A 17455-nucleotide genomic window follows, 5' to 3' on the forward strand; every position below is an offset into this window, starting at 1 on the left:
GGGATTAGGCCTCGGCGCCGCTCGGCTGTGTGTCGCCGCCGGCCACTACCTCGCCGTTGCGCCGGCGGGTGCGGGTCCGGCGCCGGGCACGGGTCGCCCGGTCCACCTCTGTGGGGGCCTTCGCGGGTGCGGCGGCAGCAGCTTCCGGCCCCTGTCCGCTGGCGGTGGACGCCGTGGCGGCGTCGGCCTCAGCGGGACGGCGACGGCGGTCGCCGGAGCGTCCGCCGGCTTCGGCGCCGCTGCGGCGCGAGTCACGGCCGCCGGTGCGGCTGCCCTCGCGGGCGCCGTCACGGCCACCGGTCCGGCTGCCTTCGCGGGCGCCGTCGCGGCCGCCGGTGCGGCTGCCCTCGCGGGCGCCGTCCTTTGCGCCGGTGCGGGAGTTCTTCTTGCCGGTCTCGCCGAGGTCCTCGAGGACCTCCGCGTCGACGCCGGCCAGCACACGCTTGTCGCGCGGGAGCCGGCCCTTGGTGCCCTCGGGGATGTCGAGTTCCTCGAACAGGTGGGGCGAGGACGAGTAAGTTTCCACGGGCTCGGGGTAGCTCAGGCCAAGGGCCTTGTTGATGAGCCCCCAGCGCGGCATGTCGTCCCAGTCAACAAAGGTCACGGCGGTGCCCTTATTGCCGGCACGGCCGGTGCGGCCCACCCGGTGCAGGTAGATTTTCTCGTCTTCGACGCACTGGTAGTTGATCACGTGGGTGACGTCGTCGACGTCGATGCCACGGGCGGCGACGTCGGTAGCCACGAGGACGTCCACCTTGTTATTGCGGAAGGCGCGCAGTGCCTGTTCGCGGGCGCCCTGGCCGAGGTCGCCGTGGATGGCGGCCGCGGCGAAACCGCGGTCCACGAGTTCCTCGGCCACCTTCGCGGCGGTGCGCTTGGTCTTGGTGAAGATGATGGTGCGGCCGCGGCCCCGGGCTTGCAGGATGCGGGCTACGACTTCCACCTTGTCCATGCTGTGGGCACGGTAGATCAGCTGGCGGATGTCGCGCTTGGTCAAGCCTTCGTCGTCCGGGTCCGCAGCGCGGATGTGGGTCGGCTGGGTCATGTAGCGGCGGGCCATGGCGATGACCGGGCCGGGCATGGTCGCGGAGAACAGGAGGGTCTGGCGGACCGCGGGCGTGCCGGCGATCAGGGTTTCCACGTCCGGCAGGAACCCGAGGTCCAGCATCTCGTCGGCCTCGTCGAGGATGACCATCTTGACGTTCTTCAGGCTCAGGTGCTTCTGCTTGTAGAGGTCGATCAGGCGGCCCGGGGTGCCGACGACGACTTCGACGCCGTTCTGCAGCGCCTCGACCTGCGGCTCGTAGGCGCGGCCGCCGTAAATGGTGGCGACGCGGGCGTTGCGCTTCTTGGCGGCGTTCTCGAGGTCCTTGGCCACCTGGACAGCGAGTTCGCGGGTGGGCACGATCACCAGGGCCTGCGGGGCGCCGGGAACGGCCAGCTTGTCGAAACCGGCGTCGTCACGGCCGACGACGCGCTGCAGCGCCGGGATGCCGAAGCCGAGGGTTTTGCCCGTGCCGGTCTTGGCCTGGCCGATGATGTCATGGCCCGCCAGTGCGACCGGCAGCGTCATGGCCTGGATCGGGAAGGGGTGGGTGATGCCGGCGTCGGCCAGGGACTCCACGATGTCCGCGCGGACATTGAAGTCGGCAAAGGTTTTTTCGGCAATCTCGTGCGGCTTTTCGTCCGAGATGATGGTCTCTTCAGGCTCGATGGTCTCCGTGCCGGACTCATCGGTCAGAAGCTGGTGCGTGTGCAATTCACTCACAGGGGAGTTTCCTTATTCATTTTGGGCTGCGCTGCTTGCTCAACGGGGCCGGCCATGGTGGCCGTTCCGGAGCACGCTCAGGCGCGCAAGCATTTCCAGTGGAAGCCGATCGCGGGCTATCTAAATGCTGGCACTGGGACCAGCGGGTGTATCTCAAGATCGCGTAGGGGCGGGCTTGTTGAATTCGAAAATCATGGAAATCAACGACCGGGCATCCATATCTACCTCTCCAGTCTAGCTGTACAAGGCCCGGTTCCCCGACTCGACCCGTGATCGCGCCCCGGGAGCGTGCCGGCCGCGGACCGATAGCGGTCCGTCGTCGTGACCGTCAGCCTACGAGCTCCAACTGGATTTCGCGTGTGGCGATGTCCGAGGACACCACCCGGACCCGGACCTGGGTGCCCGGTTCCAGTTCGCCTGGGCATCGTGCGGTCACGGCGGGCTCGGCGATCTGGACGATCCCGGACGGGCCGTTCCCGTTGCCGTTGGCCTTGCCACCGTTCCCGTTCCCGTTCCCGTTTCCGTTGCTGGTGCCGTTGGCGCTGGTGTTCCTGGCCGGCTTGGGACCGGAGATGACGACGGCGTCGAATTCCTGGCCGACGTGGTTGACGAGCAGTGCCGCCTCCACGGTGTCCAGCGACAGCCGCTCCAGTTTCGCGGCCAGCTGGTCCGAGGTGCCCATGATGGCCGGGAGGGACGGCAGTGCCGCCCGGGCCCACGCCGGAACTTCGGTGCCGTTGCTCAGGGCCTCGCAGATCACCAGCACGAAGCGGTCCACCAGCCGCCGCAGCGGCGCCGTGGAATGGGCGTACGCGGCGCCGATGGCGGACTGGACAGCGGCTCCGGGCACCGTGCCGTCGAAGTACGTGTACCCGGCACCGCGGAAGAGCATCCCGGCCGAATGCACAATGGCCAGCTGCCGGGGGTCTGTCGGGTCCAGGGTCCGCAGGTACTCGCCGTAGCGCATTTCCCCGTCCCAGGGCTTGCCGAGGGCGTGGGTCTGGCGGTGGAAGTGCCGCAGCGACGCCTCGTCCGGGGCGGGCATGGTGCGCAGGATGCCGACCTTGCCCTGGAGCATGAGCGCGGCGGCGGCCATCCCGGTCATGAGTGAAATCTGGGCGTTCCAGTCCTCCACCGGCAGCGCCGGGGCCGCCACGATCCGGTAGCCGCCGTCGGGCAGTTGCTGGATCTCCTGTTCCGGCATATTCAGGCTCGCGCCGCCGCGCAGGCGTTCCAGTTCTACCCGCTTGATGCCTACTTCTTTCAACAGCTGCAGCACGGGCGCCGCGGTGCTGGCGTCGAGCTCGGCCTGGACGCCCTTGTAGTTGAGCTTCGCGCGGCTGCGGACCTGTGCCCGGCGCACGAGGACTGAGGTGACCTCGGCCGCGGCGTCGAGCTCGAACTCCCAGACGAACGCCGCGCACAGCTGCCCGGCGAGCAGGCTGCCGGCGGCCTCGCTGATGATCTCCGGATGCAGCGGAATCCTGCCGTCCGGGGTGTAGAAGGTCTGGCCGCGGCGGCGGGTCTCGGCGTCGAGCGCCCCGCCCGGGGCGACAAATGAGGGGACATCGGCGATCGCGTAGAAGACCTTGTAGCCCCCGTCGCCCCGTTCGATAAACAGGGCCTGGTCGAGGTCGGTGGACGATGCCGGATCGATGGTCACGAACTCGACATGCGTCAGGTCAAGGTCCGGGAGCTTGTGCTCGGCGACCGCCGCCTCCGCGTCGCGCAGCACGTCCTCCGGGAACGGGCCGGGCAGTTCCAGCGTGGTGCGCAACGCCTTGAGAGCCCCGGCAAGCTGGTTCTGCTGCTCGTGGACACTGGGGGTCAGACGATGATGGGACACGAAAATCAGGGTAGCCCGATTTCCGCTATTAGTCTTGGATGATGAGCGCAACTGCGGACGATCCGGCCCTCTACAACAGTTTTCTTTCGGAGCTGCTGGGAGTCTTGGCGTACGGCGAGCTTTCCGCCTTCGAGCGGCTGTCCTCGAGTGCCCGGTATTCGCCCACGCTGCATGACCGTGAGGTGCTGGGCAGAATGGCGGTGGTCGAGTTCCAGCATTACGAACTCGTCCGGGCCCGGCTCGAGCACATGGGCCTGGACACGGAGGCCGCCATGCTGCCGTTCCAGCCCTCGGTGGACCACTTCCACGAGCGCACGCGCCCGGCGGACTGGTACGAGGCGCTCATGAAGGCCTACGTGATTGACACAGTCGCCGCGGACTTTTACGGCGTCGTTGGCCGGTACGTGGACGCCGGAACCCGGGAGCTGATCGGGCAGGTCCGCTCCACCGGCGAGTCCACGGCCGTGCTGCAGGAGCGCCTCAAGGCGGCCCTGGCCGATGACCCCCGGCTGGCGTCGCGCCTCGCGCTGTGGGCCAGGCGCCTGCTGGGCGAGGTCCTGAACCACGCCCAGCGGGTCAGCGCTGAGCACGCGTTCCTCGGCGGCCTGTCCGGGCTGGACGACGCCGGCGCCCGGGAGATGATAAACGGCCTGGCGGCCGAGCTCGCAGCGAACCACGCGCGCCGGATGGCAGAGCTGGGTCTCGCCGGATAGGTTCAGGCCGGGAACCTGCCTAGGATTCTGCGGCGTCCAGCGCCGCCAGCAGTGCACCTGCGGCGTGGGCCGGATCAGCGGCGTCGGTGATCGCCCGGACCACCACGATCCGCCGGGCGCCGGCGTCGACTACCTGCTCCACGTTGCTGAGGTCGATCCCGCCGATCGCGAACCACGGCATGACGCCGTCGACCTTACCGGTTCCCTCCGTGTCCGCCCGGCCGATCGCCTGGGCGGCGTAGCGCACCAAGTCGAGGCCGACGGCGGCGCGTCCCGGCTTGGTGGGCGTCGCCCACACGGGGCCTACACAGAAATAGTCGAGTCCTTTGCGGCCGGGCGAGGCAGCAATGGCGGCGTCCACCTGTTTCGGGCTGTGGGTGGACAGGCCGATAACGGCATCTTTGCCCAGGAAGCCGCGGGCGGCGTCGAGCGAGATGTCCTTCTGGCCGACATGAAACACAGGAGCCCCGGACAAGGAGGCGATGTCCGCCCGGTCATTGACGGCCCACAGCCGTCCGTGACGCAGCGCTGCGGCGTGCAGGACCTCCAACAGTTCCAGTTCCTCGGACGCCTCGAGCGACTTGTCGCGCAACTGGATGATGTCCACGCCGCCGGCGAAGGCGGCGTCCACGAAGTCCTCGAAGTCGCCGCGGTCCCTGCGGGCGTCGGTGCAGAGGTAGAGGCGGGCGGTGGTGTGGAGGGGGTCCTGGCTCATGGGACCAGCCTAGTTCCTCTAAACTGGGCGCATACCGCGGGAGCCCGCAGCAGCCATGTCGCCGCTGCACGGCTGAGAGGGCGTCAGAGCCGACCGCTTGACCTGATCCGGCTAGTACCGGCGTAGGGAAGGAATTTTTCATGGGCACACGAGCCGGCCGTTCAGCCGAAGCCGCAAATGACGCCGCCGCCCAGGTTTGTGACACCGGGCCTGATTCTGCAGAGACAATCACCGCGGGGGATATCAGTGCCGACGTGGCCGTGATCGGCGGCGGCGTGATCGGCCATGGCATCGCATTCGAGGCCAGCCGGGCAGGCCGCTCCGTGGTCTTGATTGATGATGCTCCCGGCAGCGGAGCCAGCTGGGCCGCGGCCGGCATGCTGGCCCCCGTGAGTGAGCTGCACTACCAGGAGGAGCAGCTCCTGGAACTGATGCTTGAGGCCTCCCGGCTGTGGCCAGGATTCGCTGCCGCAATCGACGCCGGTGCCGGCGGCACGGAATCCCCGCTGGGTACCGGCTATTTGACGACGGCGACCCTCGCGGTCGGGGCCGACGCGGCGGACCGGCGCGCGCTCGCGGACCTGAGGGACGTCCAGCTGGCCTGTGGCCTCAGCGTGGAACCACTGACAGTGCGCGAGGCACGCGGCCGGGAACCCCTGCTGAGCCCCGGCATCTCGTGCGCCTTCGACATCCCGGCCGACCACCAGGTGGACCCCCGCCTGCTGATCGCCCGGCTCGCCGGCGTCCTCGGCGCGGAGAGCGGCGGCAGCTTCGTCCGGCGCCGCGCGGCAGGCCTGCTGTGGCAGGACGGACAGGTGGGGGGCGTTCGGCTGGCCGGCGGCGGTTCTGTGCGGGCTGCGGAAACCGTCGTCGCCAACGGGCTCGATGCCCCCGGGCTCGGGGAGCTGCCCGCCGGGCTGGCGCTGCCGCTGCGGCCCGTCTATGGCGACATCCTCCGGCTTCGCGTTCCCCCGCATCTGCAACCGCTGCTCACGGCCACCGTTCGGGGCATGGTGCGCGGTGTCCCCGTGTACATCGTCCCCCGCCAGGACGGGACCGTGGTGATCGGAGCCACCCAGCGCGAGGACGGACCATCGGATCCGCACGCGGTGTCCGCCGGCGGCATCTACCAGCTGCTGCGGGACGCCCAGCAGCTGGTGCCCGCGGTCGCCGAGCTGGAGCTGGTGGAAGCCACGGCCCGGGCCCGGCCCGGCACACCGGACAACGCCCCCCTGCTGGGGCGGGTGGCACGACCGGACGGCGGGGACGTCCCGGGACTGATCATCGCCACAGGTTTCTTCCGGCACGGCGTCCTGCTGACCCCCGCGGCGGCCGCAGTGTGCCGGCAACTCATGGACGGGACTCCGGACCCGCGCTGGTCCGGGTTCCGCCCCGACCGTTTTTCCCGCATCCCGGATTTGTCCGGGGACAGCCCCAAGAAGGAAGCAGCATGAACATCAGACTGAACGGAACGGAGCAGAGCGTCGCGGACGGCGCCTCCGTCAGCACACTGGTCAGCCAGCTCACGGGGCGGAGCATCGGCGCCGACGGCCGGGCCGCCGACGGGCGGAAGCTCGGTGTGGCTGTGGCCCGCAACGCCGAAGTGGTGCCGCGCAGCCAGTGGCACGCCACGGCGCTCGCCGACGGCGACGACGTCGAACTTGTTACGGCAGTCCAGGGAGGATGACCAGCATGAATGAGACGACGTTCGCAGGAACACCGGCCGTACCGGTGACCGGTGCGGTGGCCGATCCGTTCGTGGTCGACGGCGTGAGGCTCGGCTCCCGCCTCATCATGGGAACCGGCGGTGCGCCGAGCCTGGACGGGCTCGGCGCGGCACTTGTGGCCTCCGGGACGGAGCTGACCACAGTGGCGATGCGGCGCTATTCGCCGGCGGAGACGGGATCGCTGTTCCAGCTGCTCGAGGACCGCCAGATCCGGGTGCTGCCCAACACGGCAGGCTGCTTCACCGCCAAGGACGCCGTCCTCACCGCCGAGCTGGCCCGGGAGGCCCTGGAAACGGACTGGGTCAAGCTCGAAGTCATTGCCGACGAGCACACTTTGCTGCCCGACGCCGTCGAACTCGTGGACGCCACCGAACAGCTCGTGGGCCGTGGCTTTAAGGTCTTCGCCTACACCAACGACGACCCCGTGCTGGCCCTCCGGCTCGAAAACCTCGGCGCGACGGCGGTGATGCCGCTGGGCGCCCCGATCGGCACCGGACTGGGCATCCTGAACCCGCACAACATCGAGCTGATCGTCTCGCGCGCGTCCGTGCCCGTGGTCCTGGATGCCGGGATCGGCACGGCCTCGGACGCGGCCCTGGCGATGGAACTCGGCTGCGACGCCGTGCTGCTGGCTACGGCCGTGACCCGGGCACAGAATCCCGTGCTCATGGGGGAGGCCTTCAAACACGCCGTCATCGCCGGTAGGCTGGCAAAAAAGGCTGGCAGGATTCCGCGCCGCGAGCACGCCTTGGCGTCCTCGGCGATGGAAGGCCGGGCCGAATTCCTCTGAGTCCGGCCGCTCCGGGTAGGCCGCCGGTCTTGTCGGTCAACCAGTCAAGGAGACTGTCATGGCAGCCACGGATGACGTCCTCACCCGCCCCCAGCTCGACGAAGCGCTGGCGGGCCTGCCGGACTGGCGGTACCGCCTCGGCGGGCTGGTGACCGTGTACAAGGCGCCGACGGCGGCCGCGGCACTGGAGCTGATCGCCGCCGTCGGGCGCCTCGCCGAAGAGCAGAACCACCACCCGGACCTGGACTGGCGCTACAACCGGGTCTTTCTTCGCTACAGTTCCCATGACGCCGGCGCCGAGGTGACGTCGCGGGACGTCAAAGCGGCGACGGCGGCCGGCGAGGCTGCCGCCGCAGTCGCTGCCACCGCGCAACCGGGGCTGTACCGGACCGTGGAAATAGCCATCGATTCGGACTATCCCGCCGGGATTTCGGAGGTCTGGCGGGTGGCCCTCGGTTACCGTGAGGGCAGGTTCGGGGATCTCACGGACCCCTACGGCCGCGGCCCCTCGCTCTGGTTCCAGGAAACTTCCACCCCGAACGCCAACCGCATCCACCTGGACATCCACCGGAGCAAGGCCGAATCCGGCCCCGTGCTGGAGAAGACCGCGGCTACCGGGGCCTTAATGAACCGTGACCACGCACCCAATTGGGTGGTGGTCACGGATGCGCAGGGAAACCGGCTGTGCCTGTGTACCGAGGACGGCCACGGACCGGACCTGCCTGGGTAAGGCAGCCCCCTGCCGGGCGATGCCCGGCTAGAGCTTCAGGATGGTGGTGAGCCGCTCGGTGTCCTGCCGGGTCCGGGTCTTGCCGAGGTACACCGCGGCCGCGATAGAAGCCGCAGTGCCCAGGACCATCGGCAGGATCCACGGGATCCAGGTCAGGCCCGGCTGGTAGCCGAACCCGGCCGCAATGAAGATGATCCAGCTCAGCATGCCGATGGTCGCAGCGACTCCCGCCGGGACGGCGACGCCGTACTTCTGGTGCCGCTTGTCGTTGGCCCACACGACGAAACCCGCGGCAACGGTCACCAAGGCGACCACAATCAGGGAAAGCATTCAGGACACCTCGCGCTGGTCAAGAAACGGTAGTGGAGAAACGGTCGTGAGAAGAGCGGGGCTAGAGGGCGCCGAAGCCGACGCGGCGGGCCTCTTCTGCTCCGATTTCCACGTAGCCCAGGACATTGGCGGGGATGATCACCAGGCGGCCCTTGTCGTCCGTCAGCCGCAGTTCGCTGCCCTTGGCGATCGCCTCGCCGACTACCTTGGCGACGGCGTCGGCGTCCTGGGCTGATTCGAGGACAATTTCGCGGCCAATGTTCTGAATACCAATCTTTACTTCCACAGCAAGGCCTCCCAGCCAATCAACGTCCAAAAAAATGTCTAAGGTCAATCTCTAGTTGTAGTCTAGGTCTCTTTGGGGAAGCGGGAGATTCCGCGCCAAGCTAAACGGTAGATGAGGTCGCTGGCTACATCGAGATCCAGGTTCCCGTCCGTTTCCAGCCAGTACCGGGCGCTTACATGGGCCATTCCGGCGAGTCCGCGGCCCAGCAGCTGAGCCTCCAGTTCAGGCAGCTTGGTGTCCTCGGCGATGACATGCGCGACGGCGTCGGCAAAGGTCTTGTTGAACGCTTCCAGCCGTGCACTGACGTCGGGATCGTTAATCAGGTCCGACTCGAAGACGAGCCGGTGCGCCTGGTCGTCGTGGGCGATGAAGCGGAAGTAGGCGCGCATGACGGCCTGGACGCGCTCGTCATTGTCTGTGGTGGAGTTCAGGGCGCCAAGCAGCAGGTCGATCAGCTTGCTGAGGTGGCTGTCCAGCAGTGCCAGGTAGAGGTCCCGCTTGGAGGGGAAGTGCTGGTACAACACCGGTTTGCTGACGTGGGCGGTCTCGGCGATCTCATCCATGGCGGCGCCGTGGTAGCCGTTCGCCACGAAAACTTCCTGCGCGGCCGCCAGCAGTTGTGCCCGGCGCTCGTCGCGGGGAAGGCGGGCCGAGCGCTGTCCGCTCCGCGTCTGCCCTGCCGGCGGCTTGCCGGTCTCGTCCCGCTCCAACGGTGCCTGATGAACCACTGTCGGCCTTCTTTCCCTTTTCACCCCATTGCGCGCAATGCCACGCATCTGAATTTGTACTGAACTACCTTGCACTCAATTACACCTTACGCGCGGGTAATATGACCTGGTGGTATCTTCGGGCATAGATTGAAGTATGGCTTCCAAGTTCACCGCCACCGGTGCCCCCGCAACCCCAAAGACGCAGCTGGATCCGCGGCCCGGACCGCTTGTTGACCCGGCAGCGGACCTCAGCCCGGACGAGGTGGAACGCTACTCGCGCCACTTGATCATTCCGGAGATCGGCGCGATCGGCCAACGACGCCTCAAGAACGCGAAAGTCCTGGTGATCGGGGCCGGTGGCCTCGGCTCCCCGGCCCTGCTCTATCTCGCCGCCGCCGGGGTCGGCACCCTCGGCATTGTCGACGACGACGACGTCGACCTCAGCAACCTCCAGCGCCAGATCATCCACGGCGTCGCCGATGTTGGCCGGCCCAAAATCGAGTCCGCCCGCGATGCCATTGCCGCCCTGAACCCGCTCGTGGACGTCCAGCTCCACAACGTCCGCCTCGATGCGTCCAACGCACTGGAACTCTTCGCCGGCTACGACCTGATCCTCGACGGCGCCGACAACTTTGCAACCCGCTACCTCGTCAACGATGCCGCCGCCATCCTCGGCAAGCCCTACGTCTGGGGATCGATTTTCCGTTTCGACGGCCAGGTCAGCGTCTTTTGGGAGCAGTTCGGGCCCACCTACCGGGACCTCTACCCGGAGGCGCCGCCGCCCGGATCCGTGCCGTCCTGCGGCGAAGGCGGCGTGTTTGGCATGCTGTGCGCCGCCGTCGGGGCGCTGATGGTGACCGAGGCCGTCAAGCTGATCACCGGCGTCGGCCGGTCCCTGCTGGGCCGGCTCGCGCTCTATGACGCGCTCGGCGGCACCTGGCGCGAGATCAAAGTGACCCGGGACCCGGCGGCAGCGCGGATCACGGAACTTACCGATTACGAGGCCTTCTGCGGGATCACCCCAACGGCGGATGCCGGTACCGAGCACACCGTGACGGCGACCCAGCTCGCCACCATGCTGGCCTCCCGCAAGGCCGGCCTCAAGGACTTCCGCCTCGTGGACGTGCGGGAGCAGGGAGAATACGAGATCGTCCGCATTGAGGGATCGGAGCTGATCCCGCAAGGCCGCATCCTTGCCGGCGAGGCGTGGCCTGACCTGCCCCAGGACGCCGAAATCGTCTTCCACTGCAAGGCCGGAACGCGATCCGCCGCCGTCCTGTCCGCGGCCCGCGCCGCCGGGTACGAGCGCGTCAGCCACCTTGAGGGCGGCATTCTCGCCTGGGTGCGGGACGTGGAACCCGGGAAACCGGTGTACTGAGGCCTCCTGGGCATCCGGCCGGTCACGTCGCGGCACCCGAAAGCGCCCTCCGCCGAGCGGCGCCCTCCAACGAAAGGCTTGGTCATGAGCAAGGAAAATGCCGTGAGCGAAAACAACACAGTGACGTCCCAGCGCAGGATTGGCTCCGGCTTCGGCCGGGACTCGACGGCGGCCGACGTCATTGCCGGCATCGACCTGACCGGGAAGACCGCGATCGTCACGGGCGGCTACTCGGGGCTGGGCCTGGAGACCGTGCGGGCGCTGGCCGCCGCCGGCGCCGCCGTCGTGGTGCCGGCCCGGCGGCCGGAGCATGCCCGTGACGTCCTGGCCGCGGCCGGGCTGACGCCGGCAACCACCGGCGGCGGCGTCAGCGTCACCGAACTGGAAGTTGCCGAATTGGATCTGGCGGACCTGGCCAGTGTGAAGGAGTTCGCCGCCGGCTTCCTGGCCGGCACGGCACCTGGCGCAAAACGCAGTCTGGACATCCTCATCAACAACGCCGCCATCATGGCAAGTCCGGAACAGAGGGTGGGACCCGGCTGGGAATCGCAGTTCGCCACGAACCACCTGGGCCATTTTGCCCTGACCAACCTGCTGTGGCCGGCGCTTGCCGCGGCGCATGGAGCCCGCGTTGTCTCGCTGTCCTCCACCGGCCACAAGCTCTCGGGGATTCGCTTCGATGACATCAATTTCGACGCCGGCTACGACAAGTGGCGGGCCTACGGCCAGGCCAAGACGGCGAACGCGCTCTTCGCCGTCCAGCTCGACTCCCTGGGCCGCGACTTTGGCGTGCGCGCTTTCGCCGTACATCCCGGCGGGATCATGACGGAACTGCAGCGGCACCTGCCGCGGGAGGAGATGATCGCCGCGGGCTGGATGAACGAGGACGGCAAGCTCGACCCGCGCTTCAAAACACCGGCGCAGGGCGCCGCCACGTCGGTCTGGGCCGCGACGGCGCCGACGCTCGAGGGAATGGGCGGCGTCTACTGCGAGGACTGCGACATCGCCGAAGCCACGGTGCCCGGATCGCCGGAAGCGAGGATCAGGGGCGTGGATGCCCATGCGGTGGACCGGGAGGCTGCCGCACGGCTGTGGCAGGTGTCGGCCGAAATGACCGGGATCAACGCTTTCCCCGGGTAAGCCGCGGACGGCTCGTGGACCTACGCGGAGTCAGCTACGCGGTTTCGCGGATCTCGCCCGCAGCGGGGCCGGGATCGCCGGGGTTGTGGACAGCGGCGTTGTGGTCCACGGGGCACGCGGCCGCGGAACCGGCGGCCGGTGCGCCCGCGGAGGGCTCCACCGTGATGCCGTACAGCGCCTCAAGACCGGCAATGTAGACGTCCTGCTGTCCGTTGGACGCCAGTTCGCGCGCCCGGACCGTGGGGACGTGCAGCAGTTGTTTCACCATGCGGCGCAGGGCAAATTCGACTTCCTCGGCGGCAGCCGTGCACCCGTGCCGGGCCCGGACCTTTTCCATTTCCGCATCCAGGACATTCATCGTGTGGCGGCGCAAGGCGACGATCGCGGAGTCCACGGACCGTGCCTCGCGCTCCTGCTCAAAGGCGCTGGCCGCCCCGGCCACGATGCTGCTGGCCTGCTCGAGCGACTCGGCTTGTTCCTGCGGTGCCGCCAGCCGGACCGATTCCAGCGTGAGCAGTTCGACGCCGTCGAGGTCGCCGACGGCGGGGTCGAAGTCATGGGTCAGGGCGAGGTCGATCGCGATCAGCGGCTGGGGCGAGTTGGCCCGGATCCGGGCGAGTTCGTCCGCTTCCACGCGGCTGTCGGAGCCGCTGCAGCCGATCATGACATCGGCCGCGGCCACTGCGGCCGGAAGGGTGTCCTCGTCCAGGGCCGTGCCGCCCCGGGTGGCGACGAAGCCGGCGGCGCGGCCGGAGGAGGAATAGACGTGGACGTCGGTGCAGCCGCGTTCGCGCAGCAGCGACATGGTGGCTCCGGCGTAGGCGCCGGTCCCGAAGACGACGGCTTTCTTGGCGGACCAGTCCGGGTTTTCGGACAGGTCCGTTGCGAGATCCAGCGCCACGGAGACGATGGAGAGGCCGCGCGAACCCAGCGCCGTCTGGGCGCCGACGTCCTTCGCGGTCTTGGAGGCGGCCTGGAACAGGCGGACCAGGCCGGAACTGGCGGTGCCCTCGTGCTGGGCCGTGATCAAGGCGCGGCGGACCTGCCCGGCAATTTCGCGTTCGCCTACCACGGCGGAGTCCAGTCCGGAGCTGACCGCGAAGAGGTGCTGGCTGACCTCGGCGCCGGTGCGGGTGCTGAAGGCGCGGGAGACGAGCTGATCGTTGAGTCCGCTGGTTCCGCTGATCTGGGTGATGAGGGCTGCCCGGGCCGCGGCGACCGCGTCAGGATGGGGGGCTTCACCGTAGATTTCAAAGCGGTTGCAGGTGGCAAGGACAACGGCACCCGCCACGGCCGGCGATCCGGCGAGGGCGGATGTGGCAAGCCCAGAAGCGCCGGTGCTCAACTGAGCAACGGTTTCGAGGTCGATGTCGGCGTGTGTAGCCACCAATGAAAAAAGAACCACAGCATCACCATCATAGCTTTTTCGCCCCMGTGTAGAACAACTGTCCGGGCGTGGGCTCGGGCACCCTGGCCTGTGATTCCCGCCACGACGCGGCACCCGTGGCCGGTGTGACAGCGGGCGTGACAGGCTGTCGTTATCTTTTGGGCACAAATTTGGGCACAATCGAAGTCATGACTCCAAGCGCTGCGGCACGTGCCGGCACCACCACCTTCAGTACGTCCGACAACGGCGTTGCCGGCAATGCAGCCAATGGCGGCGCCGCAGCAGAGGGCGCCCGCGGCCTCGATGCCGGGCACCCGCTGATGGACGGCCGCACCGCGGATTCGCCGCTGATTACCGCCTACCGCGGCGGCAAGCCCTCCCGCCGTCCGGTCTGGTTCATGCGCCAGGCCGGCCGCTCGCTGCCCGAATACCTCAAGATCCGTGAGGGCGTCGCGATGCTGGACTCGTGCCTGCGTCCCGAGCTGGCTTCCGAGATCACCCTGCAGCCTGTCCGCCGCCACGACGTCGATGCCGCCATCTTCTTCTCGGACATAGTCATCCCGCTCAAGCTCGCCGGCGTCGGCGTGGACATAGTGCCCGGCGTCGGACCCGTCCTGGACAAGCCGGTCCGCACGGCCGCGGACGTTGCCGCCTTGCCGCAGCTGACCTGGGAGGCCCTGGAGCCCATCCGCGAAGCCGTCCGGCTCACGGTGGCCGAGCTCGGCAGCACCCCGCTGATCGGCTTCGCCGGCGCGCCCTTTACCCTCGCCGCGTACATGGTGGAAGGCAAGCCTTCCCGCGACCACCTCGGCCCGCGCACCATGATGCACGCCGACCCGGAGACCTGGACTGCCCTGGCCAATTGGGCCGCCGATGCCTCGGGGATGTTCCTCCGCGCACAGCTGGAAGCCGGCGCCTCCGCCGGCCAGCTCTTCGACTCCTGGGCCGGTTCGCTGGGACTGGCCGACTACCAGCGCTTCGTTGCGCCGGCGTCGTCCCGTGCCCTGGACCATGTCCGGCACCTTGGCGCACCGCTGATCCACTTCGGCACCGGCACGTCGGAACTGCTCGTCGCGATGCGCGACGTCGGCGTCGACGTCGTGGGGGTCGACTACCGGCTGCCGCTGGACGAAGCCAACCGCCGGCTCGGCGGCACCGTTCCGCTGCAGGGCAACATCGACCCGGCCCTGCTCTCGGCCCCGTGGGAGGTCCTCGAAGCCCACGTCCGCGACGTGATCGCGGCCGGCTCCGCTGCGCCCGGGCACGTGCTGAACCTCGGCCACGGGGTACCGCCGGAGACGGATCCTGAGGTGCTCACGCGCGTGGTCGAACTCATCCACTCCATCGCTCCGGAGTAAGAGCGTGGACGCAGGCGCCGCCGGGACTCCCGTCAAAGGCACCGCGGTCGTGATCGGGGGCGGGATCTCCGGACTGCTTGCGGCACGGGAAATCGCCCGGGCCGGCGTCCGCACCACCGTCCTGGAGGCCAGCGAGGCCTGGGGCGGCTGCGTCGGCAGCCATGCCGTGGCCGGACTGACCCTGGACAGCGGGGCAGAGTCGTTCGCCACCCGCACCGCTGCCGTAGCCGATCTCGCCGCGGAGCTCGGCCTGGCCGGCGAGATCGTCGCGCCGAACCCCGGCGGCGCCTGGGTCCAGCTGCCTGACGGCCCCCGGGAACTGCCCAAGACCGGCGTGCTGGGCATCCCCGCCAGCCCGTGGGACCCGGAAGTCCGCCGATCGCTGGGCCTGCTGGGTTCCCTCCGCGCCTCCATCGACGCTGTGCTGCCGGCCTCGCTGGGCACCGGTGCCGGGGCCACCAGCGTGTCAGCCCTGGTCCGCCGGCGGATGGGCAGCCGGGTCCTGGACCGACTCGTGGCACCCGTTGTCGGCGGCGTCCACTCGGCCGACCCCGCAGCGCTCGACGTCGACATGGTGGCCCCCGGACTGCGGGCCGGCATCCGCCAGCACGGTTCCCTCGCCGCCGCCGTCGCGGCCCAGCGCAGGGGAGCGGCGGCCGCCACAGCCGGACCGGGCGGGCCCGCGAAGCCCCAGTCCGCAGGGCTCCAGAAAGCCGGCTCCGCCGTCGCCGGCCTGCGCGGCGGAATGCACACGCTCGTGGCCGCCCTGCTGGCCGATCTGCGCCTACGCGGCGTCACCCTGCTCAGCGCCACGCCCGCCAGGTCAGTGCGGCGCACAGCCGACGGCTGGCGCGTGGCCACGGACCAGGCCACTTTCGACGCCGGGCTCCTCGTGGTTGCGGTCGAAGGTCCCGCTGCCGTCGGGCTGCTCGAGGAATCCCTGCCGGAACTTGCCGGCCTCCGCCCCGACGCCGGACCCGACGTCAGCCTGGTCACGCTCGTGGTGGACCTCCCGGCCCTTGACGCGGCCCCCCGCGGCACCGGCGTGCTAGTGGCGCCGCAGAGCCCGGGCGTGCAGGCCAAGGCGCTGACGCACGCCACGGCCAAATGGGCCTGGCTGGCGGAGCAGGCGGGCCCGGGACGGCATGTGCTCCGGCTCTCCTACGGGCGCGGTGCCGCTCCCTCGCCGGAGTGCCACGGCGGGGGACAGGCCGCAGCGCCGCGCTCCAACGATGAACTGTTCCACGCAGCGCTGGCTGACGCCTCGGCCCTGCTGGCCGTTCCCGTCAGCGCCGGAGACGTGGCGACCTGGGACGTGGTCCGCTGGGCCGGGGCGCTCCCGTTTGCGTCCCTGGGCCACAGGCAGCGCGTCGCGGCCGTCCGGAGCATCTGTGCCACGGACGGAACGCTCGCCGTCGTGGGCGGCTGGCTGTCCGGTAATGGCCTGGCCGCGATCGTGGCCGACACCCCGCAGCAGGTCCGCGCGCTGTTGTCCTGAAGGCAGCATCCTTCAACGCGGCCGCCCTGAAGGCTGCTGCCTTGGATGCCCCTGCCCTGAACACGCCTGCCTCAGTTCGGCTGCCCTGAGCACCGTCCCTCGAGCCCCAAAAGCACCCTCAGTCACACGAATCACAACGGCTCCAAGGGCACCCTGAACCCCCCTGGTCCCGTGGGTTTCCTGCCGGAATTCCGCGGTTTTTGCAAGTTTTTCCTCCCGGTCGATTCCGGCTAGGGTCGATGACCATGGTTATTTTCAGGTCCAAGGTGTCCACAATGAAAGACGGGTGCCACCGTGGCCTTCGACGCGGTGCGGTGGCAGTCGCCCTCGGCGCGGTACTGGCTGCTACCGCAGGGGTTCCGGCTTCACATGCGGCCACAGGGTTGTCCGCGGCGGCGTCCACCGCGCCGTCGTCGCAGGGCTCGCTGACCCTCGGCCTCGATGACGTGCTGAACAGCCTGCTGGGCTCCTCGACGACGCCGAGCCCCTCGCCGTCCGCCGGATCGGATGAGTCCACCCCGTCGCATGGCAGCAGCCCGGAACCCAGCGACCCCGAGCCCGATGATCCCGAACCCACGGCACCGCACACCAGCACCCCGCCGTCCAGCACCCCCTCCGCGAAAGTTGCACCGCCCGCCGGCACGCCGTCCGCCGCTCCGGCGCCGGGAGCGCCCGCCGCAGGCGGTTCTGCTCCGGCACTGCCGGCCACCGGGCAGGCTCCCGGCCAGCCGGCCCCGGGCAGCACGGGCGCCGACCCGGCCGCCGAGCCCCAACCCGGAACCGCTGGGCCGGCCGCTGGCAACGGCACCGGCACGCAGTCGTCGCTGTCGAAGCCCGCCGCGCCGCGGCCTTCCGCAGCCGGTTCAAACACGGCCACCCCGACCAATGCACCGGCCGCGGCCAAGGGCCATTCCGGCAACACCTCCCTGCAGGCCACGTCGGCGGTGGAACCGGCCGGGCCGTCCCCGCTGATCGGCTGGGGCATCTGCCTGGTGGCACTTTCGCTCGGCGCCGGCGTCGCGGTCCTCCGGATGCGCCGGAGCTGACAGGCCCCCACCAGCAGACCCGCCTGGCGCGGA

Annotated in this window: 17 protein-coding genes and 1 riboswitch; of the genes, 10 read left to right on the forward strand and 7 right to left on the reverse strand. The window is 69.3% G+C overall.

The genetic code is table 11. The annotated features are described in order from the left end of the window. Window positions 1-4: 4 nt before the first annotated feature. Together AC1DZQ_RS08430 and AC1DZQ_RS08435 are read right to left on the reverse strand one after the other, a co-directional pair. Window positions 5-1768, reverse strand: coding sequence for a DEAD/DEAH box helicase (locus AC1DZQ_RS08430; protein ID WP_476963092.1), 1764 nt, complete (start codon window positions 1766-1768; stop codon window positions 5-7). A 328-nt stretch (window positions 1769-2096) separates the two neighbouring features. Then, window positions 2097-3614 (reverse strand): RNB domain-containing ribonuclease, encoded by a 1518-nt coding sequence (locus tag AC1DZQ_RS08435; RefSeq protein WP_476963093.1) that lies wholly within the window; start codon window positions 3612-3614, stop codon window positions 2097-2099. 41 nt (window positions 3615-3655) lie between these two features. On the opposite strand from AC1DZQ_RS08435, the gene AC1DZQ_RS08440 reads away from it, so the two are divergent. Next, window positions 3656-4327 carry a ferritin-like fold-containing protein gene (locus tag AC1DZQ_RS08440; protein WP_476963094.1) on the forward strand — a complete coding sequence of 224 codons (672 nt, stop codon included), beginning with the start codon at window positions 3656-3658 and terminating at the stop codon, window positions 4325-4327. A gap of 19 nt (window positions 4328-4346) precedes the next feature. Here AC1DZQ_RS08440 and thiE read toward each other — a convergent pair whose 3' ends face one another. Beyond that, window positions 4347-5042: a thiamine phosphate synthase gene (thiE, locus tag AC1DZQ_RS08445; RefSeq protein ID WP_476963095.1), complete on the reverse strand. Its 696-nt coding sequence runs from the start codon at window positions 5040-5042 to the stop codon at window positions 4347-4349. A gap of 26 nt (window positions 5043-5068) precedes the next feature. Further along, a riboswitch (TPP riboswitch) is annotated at window positions 5069-5189 on the forward strand. Here thiE and thiO point away from each other — a divergent pair. The 4 genes from thiO (at window position 5183) to AC1DZQ_RS08465 (ending at window position 8289) form a co-directional block, all read left to right on the forward strand. Beyond that, entirely contained in the window at window positions 5183-6496 is a 1314-nt protein-coding gene (gene thiO, locus AC1DZQ_RS08450; RefSeq protein WP_476963096.1) for a glycine oxidase ThiO, read from the forward strand. (Overlaps the previous riboswitch by 7 nt.) Further along, window positions 6493-6729, forward strand: a complete 237-nt coding sequence (gene thiS, locus AC1DZQ_RS08455; RefSeq protein WP_476963097.1) for a sulfur carrier protein ThiS — start codon at window positions 6493-6495, stop codon at window positions 6727-6729. The genes thiO and thiS overlap by 4 nt, the downstream gene beginning before the upstream one ends. A 5-nt stretch (window positions 6730-6734) precedes the next feature. After that, complete coding sequence (locus tag AC1DZQ_RS08460) at window positions 6735-7559, forward strand: thiazole synthase (protein ID WP_476963098.1); 825 nt, start codon at window positions 6735-6737, stop codon at window positions 7557-7559. Between the two features lie 58 nt (window positions 7560-7617). Continuing rightward, window positions 7618-8289, forward strand: a complete 672-nt coding sequence (locus AC1DZQ_RS08465; protein WP_476963099.1) for a 4a-hydroxytetrahydrobiopterin dehydratase — start codon at window positions 7618-7620, stop codon at window positions 8287-8289. Between the two features lie 27 nt (window positions 8290-8316). Here AC1DZQ_RS08465 and AC1DZQ_RS08470 read toward each other — a convergent pair whose 3' ends face one another. From AC1DZQ_RS08470 to AC1DZQ_RS08480, 3 genes are all read right to left on the reverse strand, one after another. Further along, a complete protein-coding gene (locus AC1DZQ_RS08470; protein ID WP_476963100.1) occupies window positions 8317-8619 on the reverse strand; it encodes a hypothetical protein in 303 nt (100 codons plus the stop codon). A gap of 61 nt (window positions 8620-8680) precedes the next feature. Beyond that, on the reverse strand, window positions 8681-8905 hold the full coding sequence (locus AC1DZQ_RS08475) for a DUF3107 domain-containing protein (RefSeq protein WP_476963101.1): 225 nt from the start codon (window positions 8903-8905) through the stop codon (window positions 8681-8683). A 62-nt stretch (window positions 8906-8967) separates the two neighbouring features. Beyond that, window positions 8968-9681, reverse strand: coding sequence for a TetR/AcrR family transcriptional regulator (locus AC1DZQ_RS08480; RefSeq protein ID WP_476963102.1), 714 nt, complete (start codon window positions 9679-9681; stop codon window positions 8968-8970). A gap of 88 nt (window positions 9682-9769) precedes the next feature. Here AC1DZQ_RS08480 and moeB point away from each other — a divergent pair, with 88 nt between their 5' ends. Together moeB and AC1DZQ_RS08490 are read left to right on the forward strand one after the other, a co-directional pair. Next, a complete protein-coding gene (gene moeB, locus AC1DZQ_RS08485) occupies window positions 9770-10993 on the forward strand; it encodes a molybdopterin-synthase adenylyltransferase MoeB (protein WP_476963103.1) in 1224 nt (407 codons plus the stop codon). A gap of 102 nt (window positions 10994-11095) precedes the next feature. Continuing rightward, on the forward strand, window positions 11096-12133 hold the full coding sequence (locus AC1DZQ_RS08490; RefSeq protein WP_476963104.1) for an SDR family NAD(P)-dependent oxidoreductase: 1038 nt from the start codon (window positions 11096-11098) through the stop codon (window positions 12131-12133). 34 nt (window positions 12134-12167) lie between these two features. Here AC1DZQ_RS08490 and AC1DZQ_RS08495 read toward each other — a convergent pair whose 3' ends face one another. Further along, a complete protein-coding gene (locus tag AC1DZQ_RS08495; protein ID WP_476963105.1) occupies window positions 12168-13538 on the reverse strand; it encodes a glutamyl-tRNA reductase in 1371 nt (456 codons plus the stop codon). A gap of 170 nt (window positions 13539-13708) precedes the next feature. On the opposite strand from AC1DZQ_RS08495, the gene hemE reads away from it, so the two are divergent. The 3 genes from hemE to AC1DZQ_RS08510 all read left to right on the forward strand — a co-directional run bounded on the left by hemE (window position 13709) and on the right by AC1DZQ_RS08510 (window position 17422). Next, a complete protein-coding gene (gene hemE, locus AC1DZQ_RS08500; protein WP_476963106.1) occupies window positions 13709-14878 on the forward strand; it encodes a uroporphyrinogen decarboxylase in 1170 nt (389 codons plus the stop codon). 4 nt (window positions 14879-14882) lie between these two features. Further along, the gene (gene hemG / locus AC1DZQ_RS08505; protein ID WP_476963107.1) at window positions 14883-16376 is read left to right on the forward strand and encodes a protoporphyrinogen oxidase; all 1494 of its coding nucleotides are present in this window, start codon (window positions 14883-14885) and stop codon (window positions 16374-16376) included. 275 nt (window positions 16377-16651) lie between these two features. Beyond that, window positions 16652-17422, forward strand: a complete 771-nt coding sequence (locus tag AC1DZQ_RS08510; RefSeq protein ID WP_476963108.1) for a hypothetical protein — start codon at window positions 16652-16654, stop codon at window positions 17420-17422. Window positions 17423-17455 lie beyond the last annotated feature (33 nt).

The sequence above is a fragment of the Arthrobacter sp. P1_C12_2 genome, assembly GCF_056406415.1.